28 protein-coding genes are annotated in these 24920 nt (G+C 47.3%); 1 reads left to right on the top strand and 27 read right to left on the bottom strand.

Features of this window, described 5'->3' with window-relative positions:
- Window positions 1–20 precede the first annotated feature (20 nt).
- The 11 genes from AB1L17_RS12885 to AB1L17_RS12835 form a co-directional block, all read right to left on the bottom strand.
- Window positions 21–1439, bottom strand: a complete 1419-nt coding sequence (locus AB1L17_RS12885) for a tetratricopeptide repeat protein (RefSeq protein WP_412845235.1) — start codon at window positions 1437–1439, stop codon at window positions 21–23.
- Window positions 1440–1520: 81 nt separating this feature from the next.
- Window positions 1521–1904, bottom strand: coding sequence for an aspartate 1-decarboxylase (panD, locus tag AB1L17_RS12880; RefSeq protein WP_412845234.1), 384 nt, complete (start codon window positions 1902–1904; stop codon window positions 1521–1523).
- Window positions 1905–1924: 20 nt separating this feature from the next.
- Window positions 1925–2791, bottom strand: a complete 867-nt coding sequence (gene panC, locus AB1L17_RS12875) for a pantoate--beta-alanine ligase (RefSeq protein WP_412845233.1) — start codon at window positions 2789–2791, stop codon at window positions 1925–1927.
- Entirely contained in the window at window positions 2788–3651 is an 864-nt protein-coding gene (gene panB, locus AB1L17_RS12870; protein WP_412845232.1) for a 3-methyl-2-oxobutanoate hydroxymethyltransferase, read from the bottom strand. The genes panC and panB overlap by 4 nt, the downstream gene beginning before the upstream one ends.
- 261 nt (window positions 3652–3912) lie before the next feature.
- Window positions 3913–4896 carry a biotin--[acetyl-CoA-carboxylase] ligase gene (locus AB1L17_RS12865; protein ID WP_412845231.1) on the bottom strand — a complete coding sequence of 328 codons (984 nt, stop codon included), beginning with the start codon at window positions 4894–4896 and terminating at the stop codon, window positions 3913–3915.
- Window positions 4886–6109, bottom strand: coding sequence for a CCA tRNA nucleotidyltransferase (locus AB1L17_RS12860; protein ID WP_412845230.1), 1224 nt, complete (start codon window positions 6107–6109; stop codon window positions 4886–4888). Before AB1L17_RS12860 ends, AB1L17_RS12865 begins: the two co-directional genes overlap by 11 nt.
- Window positions 6110–6245: 136 nt before the next feature.
- Entirely contained in the window at window positions 6246–7379 is a 1134-nt protein-coding gene (bshA, locus tag AB1L17_RS12855; RefSeq protein ID WP_412845229.1) for an N-acetyl-alpha-D-glucosaminyl L-malate synthase BshA, read from the bottom strand.
- 19 nt (window positions 7380–7398) lie between these two features.
- Complete coding sequence (gene bshB1, locus AB1L17_RS12850; protein WP_412845228.1) at window positions 7399–8094, bottom strand: bacillithiol biosynthesis deacetylase BshB1; 696 nt, start codon at window positions 8092–8094, stop codon at window positions 7399–7401.
- Entirely contained in the window at window positions 8091–8501 is a 411-nt protein-coding gene (locus AB1L17_RS12845) for a methylglyoxal synthase (RefSeq protein WP_412845227.1), read from the bottom strand. The genes bshB1 and AB1L17_RS12845 overlap by 4 nt, the downstream gene beginning before the upstream one ends.
- A gap of 48 nt (window positions 8502–8549) precedes the next feature.
- Complete coding sequence (gene dapB, locus AB1L17_RS12840) at window positions 8550–9302, bottom strand: 4-hydroxy-tetrahydrodipicolinate reductase (protein WP_412845226.1); 753 nt, start codon at window positions 9300–9302, stop codon at window positions 8550–8552.
- Window positions 9295–9642 (bottom strand): nucleotide pyrophosphohydrolase, encoded by a 348-nt coding sequence (locus tag AB1L17_RS12835; protein WP_016740047.1) that lies wholly within the window; start codon window positions 9640–9642, stop codon window positions 9295–9297. Before AB1L17_RS12835 ends, dapB begins: the two co-directional genes overlap by 8 nt.
- A gap of 214 nt (window positions 9643–9856) precedes the next feature.
- On the opposite strand from AB1L17_RS12835, the gene AB1L17_RS12830 reads away from it, so the two are divergent.
- Window positions 9857–10714, top strand: coding sequence for a YitT family protein (locus tag AB1L17_RS12830; protein WP_412845225.1), 858 nt, complete (start codon window positions 9857–9859; stop codon window positions 10712–10714).
- 61 nt (window positions 10715–10775) lie between these two features.
- Here the strand turns inward: AB1L17_RS12830 and AB1L17_RS12825 are convergent, their stop codons facing one another.
- The 16 genes from AB1L17_RS12825 to trpA all read right to left on the bottom strand — a co-directional run bounded on the left by AB1L17_RS12825 (window position 10776) and on the right by trpA (window position 24919).
- Window positions 10776–11591, bottom strand: coding sequence for a sporulation protein YpjB (locus tag AB1L17_RS12825; protein WP_412845224.1), 816 nt, complete (start codon window positions 11589–11591; stop codon window positions 10776–10778).
- A gap of 48 nt (window positions 11592–11639) precedes the next feature.
- On the bottom strand, window positions 11640–12239 hold the full coding sequence (locus AB1L17_RS12820; RefSeq protein ID WP_412845223.1) for a DUF1405 domain-containing protein: 600 nt from the start codon (window positions 12237–12239) through the stop codon (window positions 11640–11642).
- A 76-nt stretch (window positions 12240–12315) separates the two neighbouring features.
- Complete coding sequence (locus tag AB1L17_RS12815; RefSeq protein WP_412845222.1) at window positions 12316–13107, bottom strand: menaquinol-cytochrome c reductase cytochrome b/c subunit; 792 nt, start codon at window positions 13105–13107, stop codon at window positions 12316–12318.
- Window positions 13108–13135: 28 nt separating this feature from the next.
- The gene (gene qcrB / locus AB1L17_RS12810) at window positions 13136–13807 is read right to left on the bottom strand and encodes a menaquinol-cytochrome c reductase cytochrome b subunit (RefSeq protein WP_012686173.1); all 672 of its coding nucleotides are present in this window, start codon (window positions 13805–13807) and stop codon (window positions 13136–13138) included.
- A gap of 1 nt (window position 13808) precedes the next feature.
- Window positions 13809–14327, bottom strand: a complete 519-nt coding sequence (locus AB1L17_RS12805; protein WP_412845221.1) for a Rieske (2Fe-2S) protein — start codon at window positions 14325–14327, stop codon at window positions 13809–13811.
- Between the two features lie 222 nt (window positions 14328–14549).
- The gene (locus AB1L17_RS12800) at window positions 14550–14969 is read right to left on the bottom strand and encodes a DUF2487 family protein (protein ID WP_412845220.1); all 420 of its coding nucleotides are present in this window, start codon (window positions 14967–14969) and stop codon (window positions 14550–14552) included.
- A gap of 90 nt (window positions 14970–15059) precedes the next feature.
- On the bottom strand, window positions 15060–15275 hold the full coding sequence (locus AB1L17_RS12795; RefSeq protein WP_106837506.1) for an IDEAL domain-containing protein: 216 nt from the start codon (window positions 15273–15275) through the stop codon (window positions 15060–15062).
- 9 nt (window positions 15276–15284) lie between these two features.
- Window positions 15285–16403: a hypothetical protein gene (locus AB1L17_RS12790; RefSeq protein ID WP_412845219.1), complete on the bottom strand. Its 1119-nt coding sequence runs from the start codon at window positions 16401–16403 to the stop codon at window positions 15285–15287.
- 105 nt (window positions 16404–16508) lie between these two features.
- Window positions 16509–17456: a tetratricopeptide repeat protein gene (locus AB1L17_RS12785; protein ID WP_412845218.1), complete on the bottom strand. Its 948-nt coding sequence runs from the start codon at window positions 17454–17456 to the stop codon at window positions 16509–16511.
- Between the two features lie 128 nt (window positions 17457–17584).
- Complete coding sequence (locus AB1L17_RS12780; protein ID WP_412845217.1) at window positions 17585–18235, bottom strand: zf-HC2 domain-containing protein; 651 nt, start codon at window positions 18233–18235, stop codon at window positions 17585–17587.
- On the bottom strand, window positions 18232–18822 hold the full coding sequence (locus AB1L17_RS12775) for an RNA polymerase sigma factor (protein ID WP_390296441.1): 591 nt from the start codon (window positions 18820–18822) through the stop codon (window positions 18232–18234). Before AB1L17_RS12775 ends, AB1L17_RS12780 begins: the two co-directional genes overlap by 4 nt.
- A 147-nt stretch (window positions 18823–18969) precedes the next feature.
- Window positions 18970–20091 carry an amidohydrolase family protein gene (locus tag AB1L17_RS12770; RefSeq protein ID WP_412845216.1) on the bottom strand — a complete coding sequence of 374 codons (1122 nt, stop codon included), beginning with the start codon at window positions 20089–20091 and terminating at the stop codon, window positions 18970–18972.
- A gap of 338 nt (window positions 20092–20429) precedes the next feature.
- Window positions 20430–21713: a 3-phosphoshikimate 1-carboxyvinyltransferase gene (gene aroA, locus AB1L17_RS12765; RefSeq protein WP_412845215.1), complete on the bottom strand. Its 1284-nt coding sequence runs from the start codon at window positions 21711–21713 to the stop codon at window positions 20430–20432.
- 91 nt (window positions 21714–21804) lie between these two features.
- Entirely contained in the window at window positions 21805–22908 is a 1104-nt protein-coding gene (locus AB1L17_RS12760) for a prephenate dehydrogenase (RefSeq protein ID WP_412845366.1), read from the bottom strand.
- 68 nt (window positions 22909–22976) lie between these two features.
- Window positions 22977–24071: a histidinol-phosphate transaminase gene (gene hisC, locus AB1L17_RS12755; protein ID WP_412845214.1), complete on the bottom strand. Its 1095-nt coding sequence runs from the start codon at window positions 24069–24071 to the stop codon at window positions 22977–22979.
- A gap of 29 nt (window positions 24072–24100) precedes the next feature.
- On the bottom strand, window positions 24101–24919 hold the full coding sequence (trpA, locus tag AB1L17_RS12750) for a tryptophan synthase subunit alpha (protein WP_412845213.1): 819 nt from the start codon (window positions 24917–24919) through the stop codon (window positions 24101–24103).
- Between the last annotated feature and the right edge of the window lies 1 nt (window position 24920).

Raw genomic sequence — 24920 nt, 5'->3', positions numbered from 1 at the left:
ATTCCTGCTCTCTTGTACACTTAAGGCTTTACGAGCTCACTGTGAATTTCTGAATCACCGAGCTTGCTTGCACACAATTGTAGATAGATGGGGATTTCCCATAACTGATCTGCGAATGGCAATGCCCGTTGAAAATATTGCTCAGCCAGGCGCCAATTTTCTTCTATAACTGCGATTCTGCCCAAATGATAATACCCTAATGATCGCACATATGGCTCAGCGTCCTCCAGGAAATACTTTGCCAAACGTTTTGCCTCTTGCGTATCCCCTAGCTTTTCATAGGCGGAAATCATCCCAGACTGTCCGAGGCGATTGTCTCGGTTTTTCTCCAGTATGCTGCGAAATGCACCGATGGCATCGTCCACTTTTCCGTCAAAGAGCAGCATCCAACCGTAGCTAAAGATGAAATCGTCATTTTCCGGAGCGAGACTGACCGCTTTTTTTACGAGCGTCAGTGCACGCTTGGTCCCAGCAATCAGCCATGTATTCCAGGCTAAGCCATGCCACGTCCAGCCTTCTTTTGGAGAACGTTCCGTTAAAAAGTGATAGCAAATCTGAGCCCGGTGGTAATTGCCCACAGTTTCGTATAAAGAGGCCATTTCTTGAAGGGTATCGCTGTCTAAATCGCGTGTTGGCAGCTGCAAGTTTTTCGGCGGGCTCCATTCCACTGTTTCGTCCATCGTATGCAATAATTTGGCAGCACGCAGCCAAAGCATTTGAGCTTCCCAATCGTGCTCGTTTTTTTCCAGATATGGTTCCAATTCGTCCAATGCTTCCTGCGCATCGCCATCCTTCAAATAGCACAGCGCAAGGTTGTATTTTGCTTCTTCCTGTTCTGGCTTTATTTCGAGAGATGTCTTAAAAGCCTGCGCCGCTTCCAGCCATTGTTCCTCTTCTGCTAATATACAGCCGACCGCATTGAAGCTGATGGCTACAATCTTTGGTGAGCTCGCTGTCCTGCCGAGAAGCCGGAACTCACGAAAGGCTAATTCTGTCTCTCCACATAACAACAGACTGTAGGCGTAGTACAAGCGTCCACTTTCCCAGTCTGGTGATTTTTGGACTAATTCTGCAAAGCACCTTTTGGCGTCCTGGAACATCCGCAAATGATAAAAGCCCTCACCACGGCGAAAAATCGGCTCGTACGGATTCGTTTCAGCGGCTAGCTCTTTCTTTTTTCCGTTTTCTGTTTTATTCGGCTCCTCAGCGTTTGATGTTTCAGCCGGAAGCTGCCCTTCCATTTCCTTGATGCGCCGAATCGCATTCGATAATTTTTCCTCGAACTGAAGCCACAAGTCAACAACGGTATCACTTACTTGACGCAAATGAAACAATTGGTCAGCGAGCTGGAGTCGCTCTTGTTCAGAGGCTCCCTGCCACTTCTCTTCGATCGTCTGTGCTTTATTGCGTAGTGTATGAAACCAGTCCTCGATTTTCACAAGAAAAGCCACCCCCTATGAGGCATGAGTACTTTCATTGTCTCACAAGGCAGGTGGCTCTATGCAGGATTGACAGATCGCTTACAGAATAGTCGCGTGTACTTCTTCTGCAATCAATTCCTTGATCTGATTTTTTTCATCCATAATGGCGACACGCGGCTTGTAGGTTCTCGCCTCTTCATCTGACATCATCGCATAGGCAATAATGATGACGATGTCCCCCTCTTGAACAAGACGAGCAGCTGCTCCGTTCAAGCAAATCACGCCACTGCCTGGCGCGCCTTCGATGACGTATGTTTCCAGGCGTGCGCCATTGTTGTTATTGACGATTTGTACTTTTTCGTTTGGCAAAATATCCAGTGCATCCAACAAGTTTTTGTCGATGGTAATGCTGCCCACATAGTTCAGATTTGCTTCTGTTACGGTTGCGCGATGGATTTTTGCTTTCATCATGATGCGGAACACAAAGAATTCCTCCCTTTTCTCTACTTGATTGATGTAATCGTATTGTCGATCAGGCGTGTTTTGCCAAAACGAACAGCTAACGCGATGATGATCGTCTGACCTGCCGTTTCCTGCTCAACTGGTGTAAGCGCTGGATAGCTCAAAATTTCTACATAATCAATATCAGCCAGCGGCTTCTCGGAAATCATTTGCTTCATACGATCTTGGATTTCAGAGAGAGCCCTGCCTTCTTTCAACCATTCTTCTGCTTGCTTCAGGCTCTGTGATAGCACTAATGCTTGTGCTCGCTCATCAGCTGACAGGTAGACATTCCGGGAGCTCATCGCCAGTCCATCCGCTTCTCGCACAATTGGGCATGGGACGATTTGTACTGGCATCGACAAGTCGTAAACCATTTGGGATACAACCGCTACCTGCTGGGCATCCTTTTGTCCGAAAAAGGCGTAATCGGGCTGAACAATTTGAAACAATTTATTGACGACTGTCGATACACCATCAAAATGACCTGGACGAGAAGCTCCGCATAATGGAGTCGTCACATTTGCCACGGAAATATTCGTCAGCATCGGCTTTGGATACATTTCGCTGACTTCTGGAGTAAACAGGAGGTCCACTCCAGCTTCTTCGGCCATTTTGCTATCCCGTTCAATATCACGCGGATAACGTTCGAAGTCCTCATTCGGGCCAAATTGAAGCGGGTTCACGAAAATGCTCATGACGACCAAATCGCATACTTCCCGAGCTGCTTTCACTAGACTAAGATGACCTTCATGCAGAAACCCCATGGTTGGTACCATTCCGATCGTTTTTCCTTGACGACGTGCTTCCTTTATATGAACGCGCATCTCTTCGATTGTAGCGACTTGCTGCATTATCGTTTGCATCATGACTGCTTCACTCCTTCCCCGTACAATTCCTTAATGGTTTCTTCTGAGGCATGGAAGACATGTTCAGGTCCCGGGAAGCTTCTCGCTTCGACCTCTTTGTTATACGTAACAATGGCTTCACGGATCGTTTCACCAATGTTCGCGTAGCGCTTGACGAATTTCGGTGTGATATCAGACGCGTAGCCGACCAGATCATGAAATACCAATACTTGTCCATCACAAGTCGCGCCCGCTCCGATTCCAATAACCGCGATGTCCAGCTTGGAGGCGATCATGCCCGCGACTTCTTCTGGAACACATTCCAAAACAATGGCGAATGCACCTGCTTCTTGAATAGCTAGTGCTTCCTCCAACAGTTTTTTGGCTGCCTCTAGATCCCGTCCCTGTACTTTGTAACCGCCTAATTGATGGACGGATTGCGGGGTGAGCCCTATATGTCCAACGACAGGGATACCTGCTTGTACACAGCGCGTAATGATTGGGGTTAATTCACGGCCCCCCTCCATTTTGACCGCCTTGGCGAGACCTTCTTGCATTAGTCTGCCCGCGTTTTTCACCGCTTCCTCAACTGTTCCGTGATAGCTGAGAAATGGCAGGTCCGTTACGACAAACGCACGCTTGGCTCCTCTCGTTACTGCTTTTGTATGGTGAAGCATATCCTCCATGGTAACAGGAATAGTGGAGTCATAACCGAGTACGACCATTCCCAAAGAGTCACCAACCAGGATCATATCGGCTCCAGCCTCATCCACCAATTTGGCAGACGGATAATCATAGGCGGTCACCATCGTGATCGGTTTTCCCGCTTCTTTTTTGTTGCGGATACTCGAAGTCGTTACTGGTCTTTCGTTAGCTGCCATTTTCATTTCTCCTCTTTCGCATCAAGCCCGTGGATCGTGAGGAATAAAAAAACCTTCTCGCGTCAATCGGGAGAAGGTTGTCCATGTCAAAGAGACATCTTGCATTTAGCGGATTCCTTCTGTCTCGGTCCACACAGGCTCTGAGCAGATTTTTGTCCATATACATATTGCCTTTAAGATTACACGATACATGCAAAACTACTCCGGGAGTACCGTTCACGTACGTGATACAGCCTCCACCTTTGGAGTATAGCAAATGATTTAATCATTTGCACGATAATTGACATCAGCTGAGTAAACTTTGTGAATCTGTCCTGCCTGATCCTCTACCTTGAGTACGCCTTCTTCATCTAGGCCAACCGCACGACCTTCCAGCTGTTGTGAAATCGTCTGGAGTGTCACCCATTTGCCGATCGTGTAAGAATGATCCTCCCATTCTTTTTTTACACGCTCGAAGCCAGTCTGAAGGTAGTGCTCATACTCTTCTTCAAAATTGCGACATAGCCGCTGGATAAACGAAACACGCTTGAGTGGCTCACCTGATTCAATTCGAAGCGAAGTTGCAATACGTGACAGCTCGGATGGAAAATCAGCCTCGACACTGTTGGCATTCAGCCCAATTCCGATTACCAAATAATTGACGCGGTCTGACTCTGCATTCAGTTCTGTCAAAATCCCGCAAACTTTCTTGTCTCCGATAAAAATATCGTTCGGCCATTTTATTTTGACTGGCAATCCGGTCTCTTCCCGGATTGTTTTCGCTACGGAAACGGCCGTAAGCAACGTCATCTGCGGTGTCTTCGGCAACGGAATCGCAGGGCGGATAATCAAGCTCATCCAGATCCCCGTTCCTTTGGGAGAATGCCATGGTCGACCTAGTCTGCCTTTTCCGCCTGTTTGCAGCTCTGCCAACACAATCGTACCTTCAACAGCCCCTTTTGCTGCTGCTTCGTGTGCCAGCGGTTGTGTAGATACCACCTCGTCATAGGCGATGACATTTTGCCCAATCCGTTTCGTTTCCAGCCCCGCCATGATTTCTGCTGCTGACAAGCGATCAGGCGCAACCAGCAGGCGATACCCTGATTTGCGAACCGCCTCCACCTCGTAACCATCCCGGCGCAGCTCTTCGATATGCTTCCAAACTGCTGTTCTCGAGCAACCACATGTTTGGCTTAATTCTTCGCCAGAGATAAAACTGCCAGGCTGGTCACGGAACGCTTGAAGGATGACTTGTTTAATGTTCATCTTGTGCAACCTCTTTCTTTGCAACATCGAGTAGAGCTTCTGGTGTATTCGGTAAACCGTGCAGAGCCGTTTGTCTTAGCAAGGATTCCAAGACACGCATGATCCACTCGCCTGGCTTTTTCTGAATGGCAACCTGCAGATCAAGACCCGTGATTGCCAAATCCTTTATCGTTTTGACGGGCATTTTCTCGTATTGATCGACAAGCGCTTGCGATAAGTAAGATTGCTTCTCTTTCCACCAACACGCTTGTAGTAATATCGTAAGCTCGCTGCACATATCCCAGCCGACTTCTAACAACAATGGCCCCCACTCGACGGATTCTGGTACATCCCATTGTGGCCGTAGCCGCGTCAGTAGATCAACATAGCAGCAGATGGCTTCCGAATCGCGTTTGGACATTTTGAGGAACTGACATACTTCGCGTGATTGGGCCGTTGTATAATTCGCCGCAAACAGAAGCAGCGACCATTTTTGGATTACCGTTTGCAAATGTTTGAGCCGCCATACATGCTCACTTGAGAGCTGGAACAGCATTTCTACAGCTGGCGCATAAGCCATCAGCTTCGTTTCATTTAACAACCGACAGCCTACTTCCGGAGCTTTGCTGTCGATTGTCTTATTCAGCTCTTCCCGTACTCGCTCGACCGCAATATGAGCCAATAATGGCGCTGTTTTTTTCATGGCAAGCATCGTCTGTTCTTCGATCGCAAAACCTAACTGGGAAGCAAATCGAACTCCTCGTAAAAGCCGAAGGGCATCTTCCTGAAATCGTTCCAGAGGAATGCCTACAGCCCGTACCAGCTGTTGCTCCATATCCAATCGACCATCGAACGGGTCTTGCAATTCTTGATTCCGATCCATTGCCATTGCGTTCATCGTAAAATCGCGGCGCTCCAGATCAAGCCGAAGCTCCGAAACGAACTGTACATCCACAGGTCGACGGTAATCTTCATATTTTCCTTCCGTCCGATACGTGGTTACTTCAAACAGCTGCCCCTCGATTTTAACAGACACGGTGCCGTGCTTAAGACCAGTCGGGACATGATCGGGAAACAATCGGATGACGTCGCTGGGATGGGCATTCGTACATATATCTATATCATGAACAGGTCGATGTAAAAGCCAATCGCGGACGCAACCACCCACATAGTAAGCTTCGAAGCCGTGTTCCTCCAATCTGTCGAGAACACGCTTTGCCAATTCAATCGCCAATCCAATCCCCCCTTTCTCGTTTTGCCCGCCTGATCTACATAAGGAGGCGTTTTATTATGAGAGTCTTGTATGGATTGTTCATTTTCATATCCAAGGTGCATCAGCTTGCCAAAAGCACGGTATCTCGGTCAAAAGCTTAGTCTTTCAAAGAATCAATTCCAAGCAAATTGGCGTAGAGTGCTTCATACTGTGAAGCAATCGTTTCATGACAAAATGTCTTGCAGGAACGCTCAATGCTATTTGCCGAAAATTCACGGTACAGCTCTTCATTTTGCAGGAGACGAATGGTCTCGTTTGCCATTCCTTCTACGTCCCCAATCGGGCGCAAGTAGCCGTTTACACCATCCAGTACGACTTCAGGCAAGCCGCCTGCCACTGTAGCGACAACAGGTACACCACATGCCATCGCTTCTAATGCGACGAGGCCGAAGCTCTCCTTTTCGGAAGGGAGCAGCATGATATCCGCCATTGATAGCACCTCTGCGACGTCTTCCTGCTTGCCGAGGAAGCATACATCGTCATTCAATTCGAGCTCGGCAATCATCTTGCGTACCAGCCCCATTTCTGGCCCTTCACCAATGAGGATGAGCCTGGATGGTACTTCTTTGCGTACTCTTGAAAATATTTCAATCACATCCGGCACTCGTTTCACCGGACGGAAATTAGAGATGTGCATAAGTATTTTTTCACCATTCGGTGCAAATACTTTTTTCAGCTTCGAGACCTCTTTCGGGTAATAACGACGCTTGTCTACGAAGTTGTATACAGGAACGATTTCTTTTTCGACGTGCAATAGCTCGTTCGTTTGCCGGATCAAATCATTGGACACGGCTGTCACCAAATCACTGCGCTCAATACCGAAACGAATCATATCACTCAAATTCGAATCGTAGCCCAAGACTGTAATGTCCGTCCCATGCAAGGTGGTCACAATTTTCAAATGATCTCCTACCATTTGCTTGGCTAAAAACGCGCACAGCGCATGTGGCACGGCATAATGCACATGTAATAAGTCCAATTTCTCATTTTTGGCCACTTGCGCCATACGGTTCGCCAATGTCAAATCATAGGGCGGATATTTGAAAACATCATAGTGGTTCACTTCTACTTCATGATAAAAAATGTTCGGGTGAAAAGCGCCTAAGCGAAATGGCATTCCACCCGTAATGAAATGGACTTGATGTCCACGCTCGGCCAACAGCTTGCCTAGCTCAGTGGCCACTACCCCCGATCCGCCTAATGACGGATAACAAGTTATCCCGATCTTCATGACACAGTGTCACTCCTTCTCACAAGCTCTTCAATACATACGGAGCTGCACTGACAAATCCTTCTGCGTAGGCTACACCTGCCTGTTGACCAAACAATCGCTCTCGATACTCGACAGACTCCAAGTACCCGTTGGTTAACGGTGTTTGAACGCTTCCCTCTTCCAGCTCGAACTGACTACGGTAACACCGCAACGCCTCCATTTTTTGCGAATAGACAGCGGTGACATCCACAACAACCTGAGGTGTGACTGTCGAATTTATAAAATAGTAGAGGAATTGCGAAGGCCGATAGGCAGGCAAAGAAGGCTCCGGCAAATATTTGCGAATGCCCGCATTGAAAACCGCCTCTCTAACAATCCGGCTCACGCTTTCATGATCAGGATGACGATCCGAATAATAAGGCGCAAGCACGATCGTTGGGCGGGTTTCACGAATCAATGTAACGACACGTTCAATCGCACTTTCCCTGACGGCTTCCAGACCGCGGTCAGGCAGACCAAAATTGTAACGAGAAGTGACCCCCATTACATGATCTGCCGCATTCGCTTCTTGTTGTCTTCGTTCCACCGTCCCATTAGAAGACAGCTCGGCGTAGGTCAAGTCAAGAATCCCCACGCGCTTGCCCGCTTTCGCTGCCACTATCAGACTACCTGCTGCACCGATCTCTACATCGTCAGGATGGGCTCCAATTGCCAAAATATCGAGTGAACTCATGCTTCATTCTCCTCATGTACCACTTCGCGCCAATCCAGTTGTCCTAGCTCCAGAGCCTTCAGCATGATTTCTGCCGAGCCGAGGTTTGTGGCAAACGGAATCTTGTGCACATCACACAGCCGAAGCAGCGCGATAATATCAGGCTCATGCGGCTGAGAGGTAAGCGGATCACGCAAAAAGATAATCAAGTCCATCTCATTACGGGCGATCATCGCACCGATTTGTTGATCGCCACCTAACGGACCTGACAGAAAGCGGGTTAAGGACAGCGATGTTGCTTCCATAATTCGCAACCCAGTCGTTCCTGTAGCATACAGGTCGTGTTTTGCCAAAATGGATTCGTAGGCCATCGCGAGTTGCACAATCTGTTCTTTCATTCGGTCATGAGCAATCAATGCAATTTTCAAGAAAACCTCTCCCTTTATGGCTGGTAATCATATGTGTTAATCAAACGTTTAATCAATTAAATGTTCCAAACCGTAAATCAATCCGTTCATATTCATCACGGCTTTAATCGCCATATTTACACCTGGCATGAATGACTCCCGGTTAATAGAATCGTGACGAATCGACAGTGTTTGTCCGGTTGCTCCAAACAATACTTCCTGATGAGCAACCATACCCGGCAGACGAACACTATGAATCCGGAAGCCTTCGTAGTCAGCTCCGCGAGCGCCTGGAATCGTTTCTACTTCTTCCGGGTGTCCTTGCTTCAGCTCTTCCCGCACAGCTGCGATCATTTCCGCTGTCTTCAGAGCAGTCCCGCTTGGAGCATCCAGCTTACGGTCATGATGCAGCTCGATGATCTCCACATGTGGCATATATTTTGCTGCCATTGCGGAAAACTTCATACATAGAATAGCTCCAATCGCAAAGTTCGGGGCAATGATTGCACCCAGTCCCGCTTCCTTATAACGATCTGTCATCTCCTGCAGCTGCTCTGTTGTAAGCCCGGTTGTTCCAACGACAGGTCTCACACCACGCTCCAGACAGATTTCCATGTGGCGATACACCGTATGCGGTGTCGTAAAGTCAACAAGCACATCCGGCTTCATTTCATCCAGTTGTTGATTGATTTCTTCTTCGCCCACACGCGTATCCAAATTGCCTGTAAACATCAGCGTGGTATCCTGCGCCAGCATTTTCACTACTTCTTGCCCCATTCGACCATTCGCACCTGCAACTGCTACACGAATTTGTTTAGTCATGCTGCTCGTTCTCCTCTATTCTCGTCCAGCGATCTTTATCGCGTGTATTAAACTTGTGCATAATACGATCAAACGCTTCCTGCAAATCTATTCCTAGTGAGTTCGCGAAACAAATCACGATGAAGAGAACGTCACCCAGCTCTTCTTCTACTGTTTTTTCGCCCTCGTCTTTTTTCTTTGGCTTTTCCCCATAGAAATGGTTGATTTCTCTGGCTAATTCCCCTACTTCTTCCGTCATCCTAGCCAGCATCGACAGCGGGGAAAAATACCCTTCTTTAAATTGAGATATGTATTGGTCAACTTCCTGCTGCATTTCTTGCATGGTCTTTTGCCGTTCCATCCGCCCACTCCTTTTTCTCATACTTCTCTCTTTCACCTATCGTACTAAAAAAGGCTTCGTTTGCCAAATCACAATACTTCGTCTTTCCAGCATATGGACAATCAAACGAGCGTTCATTTATAATGGCTTTCGGATAGCCCTCAGGTAACACAAGTATTACCTGCACAACATGTCCGGGGGAAGCCTATTCCTGATCCGGCGAACAGGAGGAAATATGAAAATTCGTTTGGATAGTATCCTTGCCATTATCATCGGTTCTGCCATTATGGGTTTTAGTATCAACGCGTTTAACATTCCAAACCATTTGGCTGAGGGCGGCATTACGGGTATCAGTATTTTGGTTAAGCTGTTGGTTCCTTCGATCGATCAGGGTATCTTCTTCTTTGTACTGAACGTACCCCTGTTCCTGCTAGGGTGGAAAATCCTTGGGCGAACTTCCTTTTTCTACACGATCTTGGGAACGGTATCCCTTTCCTTTTTTCTATCGATATTTGACGGAGTGCTTCCGTTGCCGATGGAAGATCGCTTACTCGCTTCCTTGTACGCTGGGGTAGTGGTTGGTCTCGGACAAGGCATCATTTTCCGATACGGAGGAACGACTGGCGGCGTGGATATCATCGCCCGACTGCTGCAAAAATACATGGGCGTCAGTATGGGGCGAACCCTATTTATGGGTGATGTTCTCGTTATCGGAGCCTCACTTATCTATTTGAGCCTAGATAGTGCGATGTATACCCTCGTCGTGGTCTTTATCGCAGCACGTGTCATCGACTTTTTCCAGGATGGCGCCTATGCAGGAAAAGCATTGACGATCATTTCCAACGAAGCAGATAGCATTGCCAAGCAAATTCTTGATTTGGGTCGTGGTGTTACCCTCTTAGCAGGAAAAGGTGCTTACTCTGGCGATGAAAAGAAAGTAATCTATGTTGTAGTCAGCCGAAACGAAGTCATGCGCTTTAAAACCATTGTGCAAGAAATTGATCCGCATGCCTTTGTCATCGTCAACGACGTGCATGAGGTTCTCGGAGAAGGCTTTACCCTCGATGAAAACAAGAAGCCGCTTCACGATTAGTACGGCACAGCACAGCAAAAAACCTTGCCCTTTCCAACAGGCAAGGTTTTTTTGACTTCGTTCAAGTAGAGTGGATTTCTCCCACGTATTTCTTCCACGCCACGTATGACAAGGCCATAATCAAGGCAATCGAGATCGATGCAAGTATGACGATAGGAGAATCCGGCCGCATCATTAAACGAGCAAACGCACTCTTCTCTTCTCCTACAAAAGCCACTTGAAAAGAGCTGTTCAGTTCTCGTAACGCCTCACGTACCAGCTGCCAATCTACCTGGGTGTTTCTCATTTCTTTGGATATGATATCGTAAGCAACCGTAATCGAGGACATTTGCCCCTCTGGAAGCTGAATACTCATCCCCGGCTTAATAGCCAAAAACAATCGGTAATTCTCATCGAACTGTTCACGAAACTGGCTGAAATTCCGCTCCACAGCTGATAGCTGAAGATTTTGGACTTGTGTTACGAGAGATGGATAATAACTGCGCCACATCGGCTGGTGATCATGCGTCAGTGCATCAATGGCGATTCGTACCCGTGTTGCATGCCATAGTAATTGCTGTTCACTTGCGTTTGCAGAAGCAAAGCTTTGTTTGGCTGCAAGGATAGACTGTGTCACTGCATTTAGACTCTCGATGCGTATCGGATTGGGTAAATGCTGGTTCGGAAATCGTTCCGCTAGCTGAACGATACGCTGCTCTGCCCCTTCGATATCTCCCTTTTTTGCATACGTCAGTAACTCATGCGCAATTTGATCCAACGCTGCCAGCTGCTTTTCTTCTATCGGTTGGTTCAGCTTCGAGTACAAATTATGGATGGGCCACGACAGAAATAACCCGATCATGAGAAAGAACAGTAAAAACCGGATGTTTTTCTTCAACGCAAAAAACCTCCTTCCCTAGTACAGCCTATGGAAAGGAGGACAAGATTAGACCTTGTTTGTCGTATACTTCATATTCACCCACCAGATTACCGAGATCGAGATCAGACTGAGCAGCACCGTAAACAAACCTACGAAGCCCTCATACGGATCTAGTACACTCGGCAGCCACGGATGGATGTCCATGACGTAATCGAGAAAATCGTTGTTTAATGTCCACAGCGCAGCGATTCCCACCGGCAGGAGACTTAGCTTAAAAAAGCGTGCATATAAGACAGACTCTACAGCCATGCCTGTGTGAGAGATGATAAGCATTATGTCAGTCCAACGCACTTCATTGCCCATCATCCAACCAGCCAAGATAATGCAGACGGCCCAGACACCATACTTAAAATTGGTAATGCCAGCCAAAGCTTCCAGTACAGGAATGTGGCGACCCAACAAATAGGTAAGGAGTACAAGCGAAAAAAGTCCGCTACCTGTCGGGCTGTCCGGAACAAAAGGTATTAAATACGCCGGAGTCTCAGCCAATTGGTTACCATACCAAATGAATCCATATATGGTTCCCAAAAAGTTGACGAAGAACAACGTCCAAAGAAACCACCTTTTGCCCAAAGATTGCCGAAACCACTCCCATATCCAGATCATGTATAATCGTCTCCCGCTGTGTACGCCGCTAAAGAAAAAGCTGACCGCATTACCAGCCAGCTTTTTCCCTATTAGCTTATTTCAAGCCAGCCATGTATTCAGCCAGCTTTGCGATTTCTGCATCATCTTTGATCAAACCGCCTGGCATTCCGCCTTTACCGTTCTTGATGACATCAGTAATCTTCGCTGCATCCAAAGTTGCACCGATTTTTTGGAGGTTAGGACCCATGCCACCCTCCATGTTTTTACCATGGCATCCCATACAGCTTGTTTGCGCTTTCCAAAGTGCATCTGCTGTAAAGCTGGTGTCAGCAGGAGCAGGTGCTGTTGCACTAGAGCCCTCTTTGCCACCAGTTCCTTTACCTTTATCTGGGTGAGCCAATTTGTATTCATGGTCTGCTGCCCAAGTCAGGTAGAAAATACCAACGAGTGCAGTCAGCATCAAGCCTGTAGCTACTGGACGCTTGCTAGGACGACGCTCTTTGCTGGTATCCAGCCAAGGCGCCAGCATCAGTGCACCAAATGCGATACCTGGAACGACAACGGTACCGAGTACGACCCAATCCCCTGCAGCCCAAGGATATTTCAGCATTTGATACAGGAACAAGAAGTACCAGTCTGGCAACGGAATGAAAGAAGTATCATTCGGATTTGCCTTGTCAGTCAACGGTGACGGATGAGAAACCGTCAACACGAGGAAGCCAACCAAGCAAACCGCTGCCACCATCCACTCTTTCAACAGGAAGTTCGGCCAAAATGGCTCGTTCTTACCTGGAAAGTCCGAGTAGGATGGAGAAATGTTCGGGATACGCTTCGCCGATACTCGGGAATCTCCGACGAAGGTAGCATCTTTATCTTGTTTTGCCATGCTATTTCCTCCTTTTTTCGAAGACCGATTATAGTGGACCCGAGATACCTTGCGAACGAATCATAACAAAGTGAGCTCCTAATAGACCAAGCAGTGCGCCTGGCAGGAAGAACACGTGAATCGCGAAGAAACGGGTAAGGGTTTGCGCCCCTAGAATATCTCCGCCTGTGAGTAACGTTTTTACGTAAGGACCAATAAATGGTACAGAGTCTGCGATCTGTACACCTACCTTGGTCGCAAAGTAAGCGGTGTTATCCCATGGCAAGAGATAGCCTGTGAAACCAAGACCCAGCATAACGAAGAAAATCAGTACGCCGACTACCCAGTTCAATTCACGAGGCTTTTTGTATGCACCTGTAAAGAATACACGCAGAGTATGTAGGAACATCATCACGATTACCAAGCTGGCACCCCAGTGATGCATACCGCGCACGATTACCCCGAACGCTACTTCGTTCTGCAGGTATTTAACGGATTCGTAAGCATTGATAACGTCCGGTACATAGTACATCGTCAAGAACATACCAGACAAGATTTGAATAACGGTAATAAAGAACGTAAGTCCACCAAAGCAGTAAACAAAAGCGGAAAAATGATGTGCCGGGTTCACGTGCTCAGGTACTTCGTGGTCAGCCAAGTCACGCCACATCGGAGTGATGTTTAAGCGTTCGTCGACCCAATCATACATTTTTTGCATCATTTTAGCCGTTCACCCCCGGACGAGGATTTGCTTTTACTTTACCCAAATACAATTTACCTTCTTTGACTTCTGTCTCATACTCATCAAGAGATGCCGTCGGCGGCGTTCCCAAAATGTGTTCGCCATTGATCGTGTAACGACCCATGTGGCAAGGACAGAAGTACTCATTTGGTTGACCTGGGCCAGTTCCCCAGTCAACCGTACACCCTAAGTGCTTACAGATTGGGGACAGAGCAAGAATCTCACCCTTGTCGTTCTTGGTTACCCATGCAGTGAGTGTGGATTCTGATTCATACCAACCGTCCTTGGTATGGACCTTGAATTCAACGCGTTTTGGCACGGCACTAAACTCATCCGGACTGCCGACAGCTACTTTATCTCCACCTGCATGTCCTTGCAGAAGGGGGTCTACCGCAAAGCGAATCATTGGGGTAATCATTCCCGCAGCAAGGAACCCGCCAGTTCCCATCAGGGCGTAGTTCAAAAATGTACGCCTGGAAATTTCGCGTTTGTCTCCCATCTCTTTTTTCCCTCCTTATCCTGTAAAATAGCGCTACGATGGCATTTTCATACATATACACTAGGTCAATCCCAATCATAGCTAACGCCTATAAAGATGTCAAGAATGTCCAGTGGACATGTCTTTACCCAATCGATGTGTGACAGGATATTGTTGCCAGATTGTCAAATTTAGCACCTTGCCCCTCCCATTTTTCTGTAGTATTACCGGAAAACGCTTTCTCTATTGCGCCGATTGCCACAACTTAATTACTTCTTTATATAGCACATCGACGGTAACTTCAAAGCGCAAAGAAGATTCCAGGTCTTCATCCCCAACCAACAGCGTCAATATCCCTTCCTCCACTCGATCCTTCAATTGAATCCGCTCTCCGCGAAAATGAATCATCACCTTATAGGAGAATTCGCCCGGAGTTTTCTGTTCCAGCTGTTCTTCAGTAAATTGATAGCTTAACGGGAACAGCAGCACGCGTCCCTTCAGACGTTGCTCAATGCCTGCCGCTACATTCAGTAAGTAGTTCATGCGCACGACATGCTCTTCTACCTTCCTGTCATCGCTGTACAAATAAAGAGGGAGCAGTGCGGTATCCACAAAGGACCGCAACTCCTCCCAGTTTTCAAAATCGTTCAGGTTCCACTGCATAGAGCCGTCTCCTCATTTCCGTGTTCATTAGTCGGAAACTAGCGTACCATGAAAGGCTGGAGACTCGCAATAACGCTTGCTTGTATGTATTTACGCTTGCTCGTAAGCCATGATTTCCTTTAGTTCGTCCGTTAAGCGTAAGAACAGCTCTTTGTTTTTCGTAGCAAGCGCTTCATCAATCTCCTGGATTAATGTCCGCTTGCGATATTGACGCATCTGCTCGTCGATCACCATCTCAGATAGTAAACCGGATACCATTTGATTGTTCGTTCCGTACGCGTTGGAATAGAAATTCGGCCACTCCATACCCATCCCTCACTTCAATAAAATAGTCGTTTCGGTAAAACCATTGTATTTTCGAAGCCAAGTCTGGCTCGCATATGTAGCGGTGTATAACCACTGCCCCTGTTCGTCTTGACCGACACGCAACAAACCGAGATGCACCATCATTTTACAAACGCGATTCACCAAAATATCTGTAGGCGCGTCGTAATAAAACTCTTTTAACCAACTGAGTAGTGTGTCCATCAGCGACTGTTGACTAACCCATCCACCAGAGGCGATCAATGGAATGAGTTGAACGAGCATCGGTAAATTCGGGATTGCCCGCTTATACAGCCTCATCCAGAAGCGTATGACGTCATGGTACAGGTGATCGTTATACGGCTGCTCCAATCGTTCCCTCCCCGCTTCCGTTAACGCTACCTTCCCCTCTTCTTCTATAATCCAGCGTTGGTAGTAGCAGAAATCGTAGAGTAAGGAAAATCGATCAGGGTATAAATCAAAGTGCAGACCGTAGCCAAATCGCCATTTTTGCGGCAATAGCGGCTCTTCTTTTACATACAAAAATTGAAAAAGCTGCTGCTGGTGACGCTTGTACATGCCGCCTTCTGCTGTAAGCGGCACTGGCTCTTGCTGAAGAAATTGTAAAAATTGCATGATATCATCGCAAAGAGCCGTCCCCTCGTCCCTATAGGCCTCTGGACCGGGATTTACTAATGTGTTAGCCTCACGCCATTTCGTCAACCACGCTTGCAGGTATGGCTCACGGATGTCCAGCGGGATTTGATACTGCCCTACCGTTTTACTTTTCGCAGGAAATATCCAACCCCTTTTCATCGCTGATGCGACGAACTTACGCCCTTCCTCCTGCTTCTTTTCCTTTTCGCAATCCAGTGCTACCCCGGCCTTCGCCAACAAATCTTCAAGTGACATGACTGTGCGTTTGTCCAAGAATAATTGGAGCAAAAAATGTGTTTCCGCACTGCTCAGCTGCTCAACTTCTTGAGAGATTGTCAATCTGTGTCTCAAGCTAGACAACAGTGACGTAATCAATTCGTTTTTGGAATGAGGGTTGCATTCGCATCCGTAATGGTTGGCAATCTGATGGAGCTGCCGGATATCGGTATACACCAAAATCTCAGCCAAGTTCATCTTTGCATCCCTTCTTTACGATGGCTTACTTGTATCTCTCATTCTTGCCAATATGCGGAAAAATAAACAGGAAGCCACCGAAGTGACTTCCTGTTTGTCATATTTTTATTGCTCCTCGTCGGATTCATGATCCCACTGATCGTGAAGCTGCTGGTATTCCTTCGCTTCGTCATAGCGTCCCGCTTGCGTTAACAGTGCAATCAGTCTACGGATTTGATCCAAATCAAACCCTGACAGAGAAACGTATTGCTTCAATGAATCAATTGCCGCTTCTGTTTTCCCCATCGACAGAAACACATCTGCCGCTAATGGGTAGGCAGCTACATACTCCTCGTCGACCGCTTGTAGACTCGTTACCAGTTCAGCCGCCTCATCCAGACGTCCCACGTGGAAGGCCATCAAGGCACATCCATATAGTACTTCTGGCGAGCGATCCATCACCAATGCCTGACGGAATACTTGGTATGCCTGTTCGAACTGTCCGCTTTGTGCGTAAGAACGCCCCTTAGTCAACAGCATGGAAAGACTCTCGTCTCCTGCCTGTTCCAAGAGCTGCATGGCCTTCTCGTCTTCCCCAATGCGGAAATACAAGTTACCCAAGGCCGCCATGATATCCTGATTGTCTGGTTCCTTTAGTCTCGCTTGCTCCAAGTACTTGACCGCTACCTCATCCAGGTCTTGGAGTGAATATAAATCAGCCAGCAACAAGTCAAGCTGGATACTTTCAAAGCCGGATTCCTTGCATTCGTATAGAAGGTGCTGCGCTGTCTCGAAATCACTTGAATCCAAAGCAATCTCTGCCAACAATAGCTGGCATTCTCTACGCAATGAAGTCTCCATTTGTGGATTTTTGGCCATGACATCAGTCAGCAATTGGCTCGCCTCTTCCAAATGTCCGAGCCGATACCAGACCTCCGCCAAATACATCATGACATCCGGCAAGTCTTTCCCATGCTCCTGAACCTTTTGCAAAGCGGTCAATCCCAACTCCACTTCATCGTTTTCGATTCTCTTGATCGCTTCGTCTATGACATACAGCCACTTTTTCGGCATTTCTTTCACCTCATATGTATTTTGCGTGGCCTTGTTGCTCTACGTACAGGTTGAACAACTATTATAATAAAATAGCCACAAAAGACCGTCCGAAGACGGTCTTTTCTTTTACTCTTGATCATATACCATTACGCTCGCGTTAGCCAGCTCATTGTAAGAACAGTGATGAGGATTCCAAAAATACTAAGCACGATACTGTAGTTCGGCTTGGTTAATTCAGGTGTACTCGGCTTCCCATCGAGTGGTACGATTGAAGCAGTAGCATGCTCAAGGGAATCTCCCTGTGACGAAAATGGCTGTGCTTCTACCACGTATGTACCGTCGTCTGTTTGCATGGAAGAAGAAATGACTTGTGCTTTTGGCGTGTTAATTTCCATGACTTCTCCGTTAATAACGAGAGAATTCGCGTGCTCCGTGGTACTTGTATTCACATATAGAGTGAACGAGAAGACCATGAGCAACAAAACAGCTACACTCGCAGCCATGCGTCGCATTCTCGCTGTTACGCTGAAAATTTTTCTGCCAATCGGGATCGCCCATTGCTCTTCGGATAAAATACGAGCCATTACCGCATCTACAATGGAACGTGATGGAGTTACAGAATGATATTCTTCTTTATCCATCTCCATCCACTCACCACTGTCCGACCAAATCTCATAGTCGGAACGACAGGCATAGCATGCTGCCATATGGTGATCAACACGGCGTTGAGTCACCTCAGACAACAGATTTTCGGCGTATTCGGGCAGTATTTCCTGAACTTCTTCACATCTCATCATCGATTCATCCCTTCAGCTTCATCCAAATGAGGGTCCAGGATGTAGGTTTCCAACTGTCCACGAATACTTTGCCGCGCTCTAAACAAGAGTGACTTCACAGAGCTGACCGTTAGATCCAAAATCGTGGCGATCTCTGTGTAATCCATTTGTTCGTACTCGCGTAATATCAGCGCTGATCGTTGCTTCTCTGGCAAGCTGTTGATCGCCAGCCTTACCATGCTCTCCCTTTCATTCCGAAGCAATACTTGCTCAGGCAGAGACTTGGGAGATGCCATAGGCACTTGCAACGTATCATCCAGATACACGTCAGAATTGCGGCTTTTGCGCAATTCACTGAGTACGGAGTTGCGTGCAATCGTATAGAGCCAGGTGGAGAAAGTAGCTTCTACATCACGGAAAGAATGAATGCTCTTATACGCCTTGTAAAACGTCTCCTGACATATATCCTCCGCTATATGCTCTAAATGTGCCTGACGCAAAAGATGAGTGACAAATGAGAGGATCTTTTTTTCATATCGACGAATCAGTTCAGCATAGCATTCCAGATTACCTTCTTTAATCTCTCGGATAAGCTGGGAATCGGTCATGATCAGGATTACCTCCTTGCGATTCCGATCCCTCAGCGGCCTTTTGCATAATTAGACTGCTGGGGATGTAAAAAGTTGCGCGACCTTACGATTCTTTTTCTCGTCTGTCTGCTGGAAACCATTCACGAAAAAACCCCCAACTTGGGGTTATATGACATAAGCGTAGGGCTTCGTGTCGAATAAGCACTTACCCATACCAATCAAAGGGATAAATCGCAAATCTCGATATATCCATTTACCGTTCGACATAACAGATGTTGGAAGATGCATTTCACTAAAATTGAGAATAGTGGAAAGATCAATCTTTGTCAACCAGTTTTCCTTTTTCAGGAAAACGATATCAGCGTCTGCGCCAGTTGTCAAGCTTCCTTTTCGCGGGTATAACCCAATTGCTTTTGCAACATTTGTCGAAGTGAGCCTGACTAGCAGGCTGAGCAACTCTTCTGGCGTACACCAACTCTTCCTTGAATCAATGCGTACATCCTGAATGGGAGACGCTACTTGCCAGTTTCCAAACCATTGCCGATATAATTGACGTAGACCTTGATCCGTCTCTTCAGCAGGCAAACGAAAGATATGCAGGAAAGGATCATTTTCTTCAAAATGAAAGGCCGCTTGAGAATCAGTAATGACAGTACGCACCCCCCAATATCGGGTAGCGTCCATCCATAGCTGACGAATTTGTTCACGCTGTTCTTTTTTCATGAAAGGATCATTTTGCACCTGCATGTGGAGAATCGTATGTTTAGACGTATGAAGTTGCAAAAGCGTTTCCCATTTTATCGTGGAAATTTCTTCTGGGCTTCTAATCGTGACATGAAACGAGGTGTAGCCTTGATTGCCCCACTCCGCTACACGATCACCGCGAAGATCCGACACATCAATTTCTACGTGCCACACATAGTCCAAAAGACTATTGAAATGCTGTGTTTGTTGATACTGAACTTGCGGTCTGCTCATCCAACGCTCTGGTCGGAAGATGTCAACCAGGCTTGTACATCCGCTGATGACTAGATTACGCATTGCTTCTATATAAACATTCACATCTTTGATTTTATACAACGAATGTGTCGGGAATGCGACGAATCCAGGCAAAAGATACATGCCTTCAGCATCTATTTCTTCATACAAATCGTTAGAGGGGTTTTTCGTCAAGGTATCTTTTGCAATTCGTACAATTTTCCCATGACGAATCCAGACATCGGCTTCTTTCATTCCTAATGCTGTGACAACCGTGCCTCCGCGAACAACCATCCCCCGCTCCAGCATAGCTCGTCCCCCTCCCGCTTCTCGTATAGATCGTTACTCTTGTACGAGCATATGCAGGGAAAGTAAAAAAAGTACATAAAGAGGACCTAACGCATTTTTAGACAAAAAAAGACCGCCGTTGATGTAAGCGCATTCAAACGACGGTAGCACACATGTGCTTTCTTATATTGGATAGGAGTGGAGAGAAACCATACTGTACTTTTATAATAAGCGGAATGTAAGCGCTTGTCAAATCATTTTTGCTAAAATTCGGAACGCTTTATTTGACTCATGCATCATTCATTTCAAAACAAAGAAGCCTGCTACCCAAGAAAGGCACAGGCTCCTCTTTCATTCCTTTACGATTGGCTGATTTTCACGAGCAAGTTATGGAAGCCCGGGAACGATACATCAATCGCATCATCATTCTCGATCGTAGTCTCACCTTCGGCAATAAGTCCTGCGATGGCCATCGCCATACCAATTCGATGGTCCCCCATACTGTCGATGACAGCTCCAGTCAATGCAGTCTTTCCTTCGATAATCATTCCGTCATCAGTAGGAGTCACTCGACCGCCAAACTTGGACAGCTGGCTAACCACCGTTGCAATCCGATCTGTTTCCTTCACTTTCAACTCTTCGGCATCACGGATAACGGTTTGCCCTTTTGCCTGCGTAGCCATGACAGCAATTACCGGGATTTCGTCAATGAGACGTGGAATGATATCTCCAGCAATTTCGATACCGTGCAACTCAGAATGTGTCACGAGCAGGTCTGCAACTGGCTCTTCATTCACGACTCGTTCGTTCAGAAGCTCCAGGCTTCCCCCCATCGCCTTGACAACATCAATGATGCCTGTGCGGCTCGGGTTGATACCAACATTCTCAATCAGTAGAGAGCTACCTGGTACGACCATAACAGCTGCGATCAAAAAGGCAGCAGATGAAATATCTCCAGGAACCGAAATAGCACGGCCTTGCAGCTTCTGTCCGCCTTCCACCGAAACCGTCAAGCCATCACGGACAACCTGTACACCAAATGCTTGCAGCATACGCTCTGTATGGTCACGGGACAAATGCGGCTCGGTAACACTAGTCACACCTTTTGCCTGCAAGCCCGCCAGCAAAATCGCTGACTTCACTTGTGCACTTGCAACCGGCGACTCATACGCGATGCCTTGCATCTCTCCACCACGGATGGAAAGCGGTGTGTACTCCCCGTCTTTTCTTCCATCGATTTTGGCACCCATCTGTCGAAGTGGTCCGATCACTCGACGCATTGGCCTTTTGGCAATGGACTCATCCCCCTCCATTACCACATGGAACGGCTGTGTCGCCATAATGCCTGCCATCAAACGAATGGTCGTACCGGAATTCCCCACATCCAAATGCTGAGATGGCTCCTGCAATCCGTACCAGCCTTTTCCATGAACGGTTACGGCATCTCCTTGCTGTTCAATCTCGATCCCCATCCGGCGGAAGCAGCTAATCGTGCTCAAGCAATCTGCTCCAGGCAAAAAGCCTTCGATCGTTGTTGTTCCTTCAGCTAGAGCCCCAAACATGACGGCACGATGGGAAATGGATTTATCTCCAGGCACGCGAACGGTACCCTTGATTTGTTTGGCTTGTTGTACGCGAAGCATTCCTTCCACTCCTTTTCTCTCTCACGCTCTCCCAGATCACCAGTCGCACTGTGAAGCGTCTTCGTTGTAAAGTGTTTTTGTATAAAAAAACTTATGTGCGCTTGTATACATTGTAATCGAAAAAGCGAAGAACTTCCTCTCCCTTTTCCAACTCTTGTTGCGAATGGAACGTAATGCGTAGCACTCCATAAATGTCTTCTCGTGTCTCTCTGATTTGGAGATTCGTGATGTTGATTTGTCTTGCTCCCAATAGTGTCGTGATTCGTCCGATTTCGCCCGGGTTGTCTGGAATATCGATATACAAATCGTTTAATGGAGGCAAGGCACCCGTTTTTCGTTCTGGCAAGCTGTCGCGGAATTCTCGTGCTGTTTTGAAGAAATGCTCGATTCCTTCTGGGTCTCCCTGTTCGACGAGTTCAACAACATCCTCCAGAGCGTTAGCCCAATCTTTTGCGATTTTCAAGATAGGATCGCGGTTTTGCAGCAAAATGTCACGCCACATGCGAGGATTACTCGATGCAATGCGCGTAATATCACGGAAGCCTCCTGCTGCGAGAGTTGCATGCCAAGCGTTGTCTTCATCGTACCCTGCTACCAGATTGACCAGAGCAGAAGCGAGAATGTGCGGGAAATGACTGACGGCGCCTACGACCTGATCATGCGAGTCTGCGTCCATTTGCACAACCTTAGCACGTGTCAGTGCGAGTAGTTCCGTCAAATGCTGTACTTTTTCTTCCGGTGTTCCCGGAGCTGGTGTCAGAACATAGTAGGCGTTTTCCATGAGTCGGTCAGAAGCTGCCTCGACGCCAGATTTATGCGAACCTGCCATGGGATGTCCACCAATGAACGTTACGTGGCTCGGAATGATTTCTACAGCTTGTCTTACAATGCCTGATTTCGTACTACCAACGTCTGTTATGATGACTTCTGACTGCAGCACCATTTCTGCAAGCTTGTGCATGGTATCAACGATTTGCTCTACAGGCGATGCGAGGAAAATGACATTTGCCTCTCGAACTGCCGTCTGCAAATCTGTTGTCCCAGCATGAATGACACCAAGCGTTAATGCTTTATCCAAACTATCCTGACGTACGTCGTATCCAACTACCCGGATATTTGGATCGCGTCGCATGGACAGCGCTATAGAGCCGCCGATCAAGCCGACGCCGATTACAGTAATGGTGGTTTTTTTCATCTCCACTCTCTATCCTTCCTTGTCTTTCTTACACAAAGATGCCGAGGCACGCCCGGCATCTTCGTCGATTATTTCAATGCTCCAGTCACGATTTCTTTAAGTACAGAAAGAATCTTATCATTTTGCTCTTTTGTTCCGATCGTAATCCGTTGATAGCCTGGGAAGCCTAGTGCATTTCCAGAGCGCACAATGATGCCTTGGGAAAGCAGCTTCTTGAATACTTCATCGGAGTCCCTTTTCAGATCAACCAAGATAAAGTTGGTCTCGGATGGATAGTAGGAAAGTCCCCATTCATCAAAGGAATCGGTATATTGCTTCATACCTTCACGGTTACGATCGCGGCAAGCTTTCACGAACTCCTGGTCTTTCAGTGCTGCTCGTGCCGCTACTTGGCCCAGTGTACCCGTATTAAACGGCTCACGTACGTGTTCGAGAGAGGAAATAAGCTCCTCCGATGCAATACCATAGCCGATACGAAGCGCGGCCAAACCGTAAATTTTGGAGAAGGTGCGCAAAATGATCAGGTTCGGATACTCAGTGAGCATCGGTACTGTTTGTGGGTAATTTGAATCAACAACATACTCGTAGTACGCCTCATCCATCACGACCAGGACATTTTTTGGAACTTTTTTCAGGAAAGCTTCCAAGTCGGATGTGGTTACAATCGTTCCAGACGGATTATTCGGGTTACATACCCATACGACTTTCGTCTGTTCATTGATAGCAGCAGCCATCGCTTCGAGATCGTGAACGCCATCTTTCAACGGCACCTCAATCAGTTCTGCTCCTTCAATGATCCCATTCGAGCGATATTGCGAGAATGTTTGCGTCGCCATTACCGCGTTCGTACCTTCGCCTAAAAAAGCACGAGAGATCATCAAAAGAATTTCATCAGACCCGTTCCCGAAAAACAGCTGACCTGGTTTGACTCCAAGGAATTCAGCAAGATCCCAGCGCAGATTCAGGCTTGCACCGTCTGGATAAAGTGCCAAATTATCCAACTGTTCCGTAATTGCTGCTTTCGCCTTTGGTGAGGAACCGAACGGATTTTCGTTGGACGCCAGCTTGATCACTTCAGTCAAACCATATTCACGTTTGACGTCATCAATGGGCTTGCCAGGTTGATATACCGGGGCATTGAGTATGCGTTGTTTCGGTTGCATCCACGTTCACTCCAGTCACATTTTTCCCACTATTGTAGCGCACTGGCTAACTGATGTACAAAGGTTTTTATTTTTTCTACAGCTTCCGGCATCTGCTTCGGGTCTTTCAGTTGCTCAACATGGCTTTCGATCTGTTGTACGATAGCACTTCCTACAATCACGCCATCTGTATGAGGAGCAACAGCTCGTACCTGATCTGGTGTGGAGATTCCGAAGCCAACCGCAGTAGGTACAGTCGTACTCTCCTTTACTCGTACGAGAAAATCTGCCAAATCCTCTCGCAAATCCGCACGTGCTCCCGTCACACCGAGTGAGGATACACAATAAAGGAATCCGGTAGCTTGCTCGCCGATCGTTTTGATCCTGGAACTGGAGGTTGGTGCCACGAGCGAAATGACATGAATGCCATGTTGCTTCGCCGCAGCTACTGCTGGACCATTTTCCTCAATCGGCAAATCGGGAATCACGACACCATCTGCGCCATAGACTGCGAGATCGGCAAAAAAGCGATCGATGCCATATTGCAGTACCGGATTTACGTAAGTGAATAAGACCACCGAAACCTCAATTTCTGACTCTCTGAGCCTTCTCACCAATTTCAGAGCGTCCAAGATCGTCACGCCATTTTCCAGTGCCCGCTGTGAAGCACGCTGAATGGTTGGGCCATCAGCCAAAGGGTCTGAATAAGGGACGCCGAGCTCAATGAGATCAGCATCCGCTTCGACCATCGCTTTTACGAGCTCGAAGGTCGCTTCTATCGAAGGATCGCCTACCGTGAGAAATGGAATAAAGCGTTTGCGGTCTCGATCCGCGAATAATTGATCGATTCTGTTCAAGGCTGTCGTCATG

This window comes from Brevibacillus jepli (genome assembly GCF_047229145.1).
In the GTDB taxonomy this organism is placed as follows: domain Bacteria; phylum Bacillota; class Bacilli; order Brevibacillales; family Brevibacillaceae; genus Brevibacillus.
This window is presented reverse-complemented; position numbering and strand designations above follow the sequence as displayed.

Coding starts and splice junctions, on each gene's coding strand:
- bshA (WP_412845229.1), bottom strand. CDS start 7,379: ATGAAGATCGGGATAACTTGTTATCCGTCATTAGGCGGATCGGGGGTA.
- AB1L17_RS12835 (WP_016740047.1), bottom strand. CDS start 9,642: ATGGAACGGCAAAAGACCATGCAAGAAATGCAGCAGGAAGTTGACCAA.
- AB1L17_RS12785 (WP_412845218.1), bottom strand. CDS start 17,456: ATGCCGAAAAAGTGGCTGTATGTCATAGACGAAGCGATCAAGAGAATC.
- AB1L17_RS12800 (WP_412845220.1), bottom strand. CDS start 14,969: ATGCAGTGGAACCTGAACGATTTTGAAAACTGGGAGGAGTTGCGGTCC.
- AB1L17_RS12815 (WP_412845222.1), bottom strand. CDS start 13,107: ATGGCAAAACAAGATAAAGATGCTACCTTCGTCGGAGATTCCCGAGTA.
- panB (WP_412845232.1), bottom strand. CDS start 3,651: ATGGCAGCTAACGAAAGACCAGTAACGACTTCGAGTATCCGCAACAAA.
- dapB (WP_412845226.1), bottom strand. CDS start 9,302: ATGACTAAACAAATTCGTGTAGCAGTTGCAGGTGCGAATGGTCGAATG.
- AB1L17_RS12790 (WP_412845219.1), bottom strand. CDS start 16,403: ATGAACTTGGCTGAGATTTTGGTGTATACCGATATCCGGCAGCTCCAT.
- bshB1 (WP_412845228.1), bottom strand. CDS start 8,094: ATGAGTTCACTCGATATTTTGGCAATTGGAGCCCATCCTGACGATGTA.
- hisC (WP_412845214.1), bottom strand. CDS start 24,071: ATGCAACCGAAACAACGCATACTCAATGCCCCGGTATATCAACCTGGC.
- AB1L17_RS12795 (WP_106837506.1), bottom strand. CDS start 15,275: ATGGAGTGGCCGAATTTCTATTCCAACGCGTACGGAACGAACAATCAA.
- panC (WP_412845233.1), bottom strand. CDS start 2,791: ATGATGCAAACGATAATGCAGCAAGTCGCTACAATCGAAGAGATGCGC.
- qcrB (WP_012686173.1), bottom strand. CDS start 13,807: ATGATGCAAAAAATGTATGATTGGGTCGACGAACGCTTAAACATCACT.
- AB1L17_RS12775 (WP_390296441.1), bottom strand. CDS start 18,822: ATGACCGATTCCCAGCTTATCCGAGAGATTAAAGAAGGTAATCTGGAA.
- AB1L17_RS12830 (WP_412845225.1), top strand. CDS start 9,857: ATGAAAATTCGTTTGGATAGTATCCTTGCCATTATCATCGGTTCTGCC.
- AB1L17_RS12805 (WP_412845221.1), bottom strand. CDS start 14,327: ATGGGAGACAAACGCGAAATTTCCAGGCGTACATTTTTGAACTACGCC.
- aroA (WP_412845215.1), bottom strand. CDS start 21,713: ATGCTTCGCGTACAACAAGCCAAACAAATCAAGGGTACCGTTCGCGTG.
- AB1L17_RS12770 (WP_412845216.1), bottom strand. CDS start 20,091: ATGCTGGAGCGGGGGATGGTTGTTCGCGGAGGCACGGTTGTCACAGCA.
- AB1L17_RS12820 (WP_412845223.1), bottom strand. CDS start 12,239: ATGATCTGGATATGGGAGTGGTTTCGGCAATCTTTGGGCAAAAGGTGG.
- AB1L17_RS12865 (WP_412845231.1), bottom strand. CDS start 4,896: ATGAACATTAAACAAGTCATCCTTCAAGCGTTCCGTGACCAGCCTGGC.
- AB1L17_RS12760 (WP_412845366.1), bottom strand. CDS start 22,908: ATGAAAAAAACCACCATTACTGTAATCGGCGTCGGCTTGATCGGCGGC.
- AB1L17_RS12780 (WP_412845217.1), bottom strand. CDS start 18,235: ATGATGAGATGTGAAGAAGTTCAGGAAATACTGCCCGAATACGCCGAA.
- trpA (WP_412845213.1), bottom strand. CDS start 24,919: ATGACGACAGCCTTGAACAGAATCGATCAATTATTCGCGGATCGAGAC.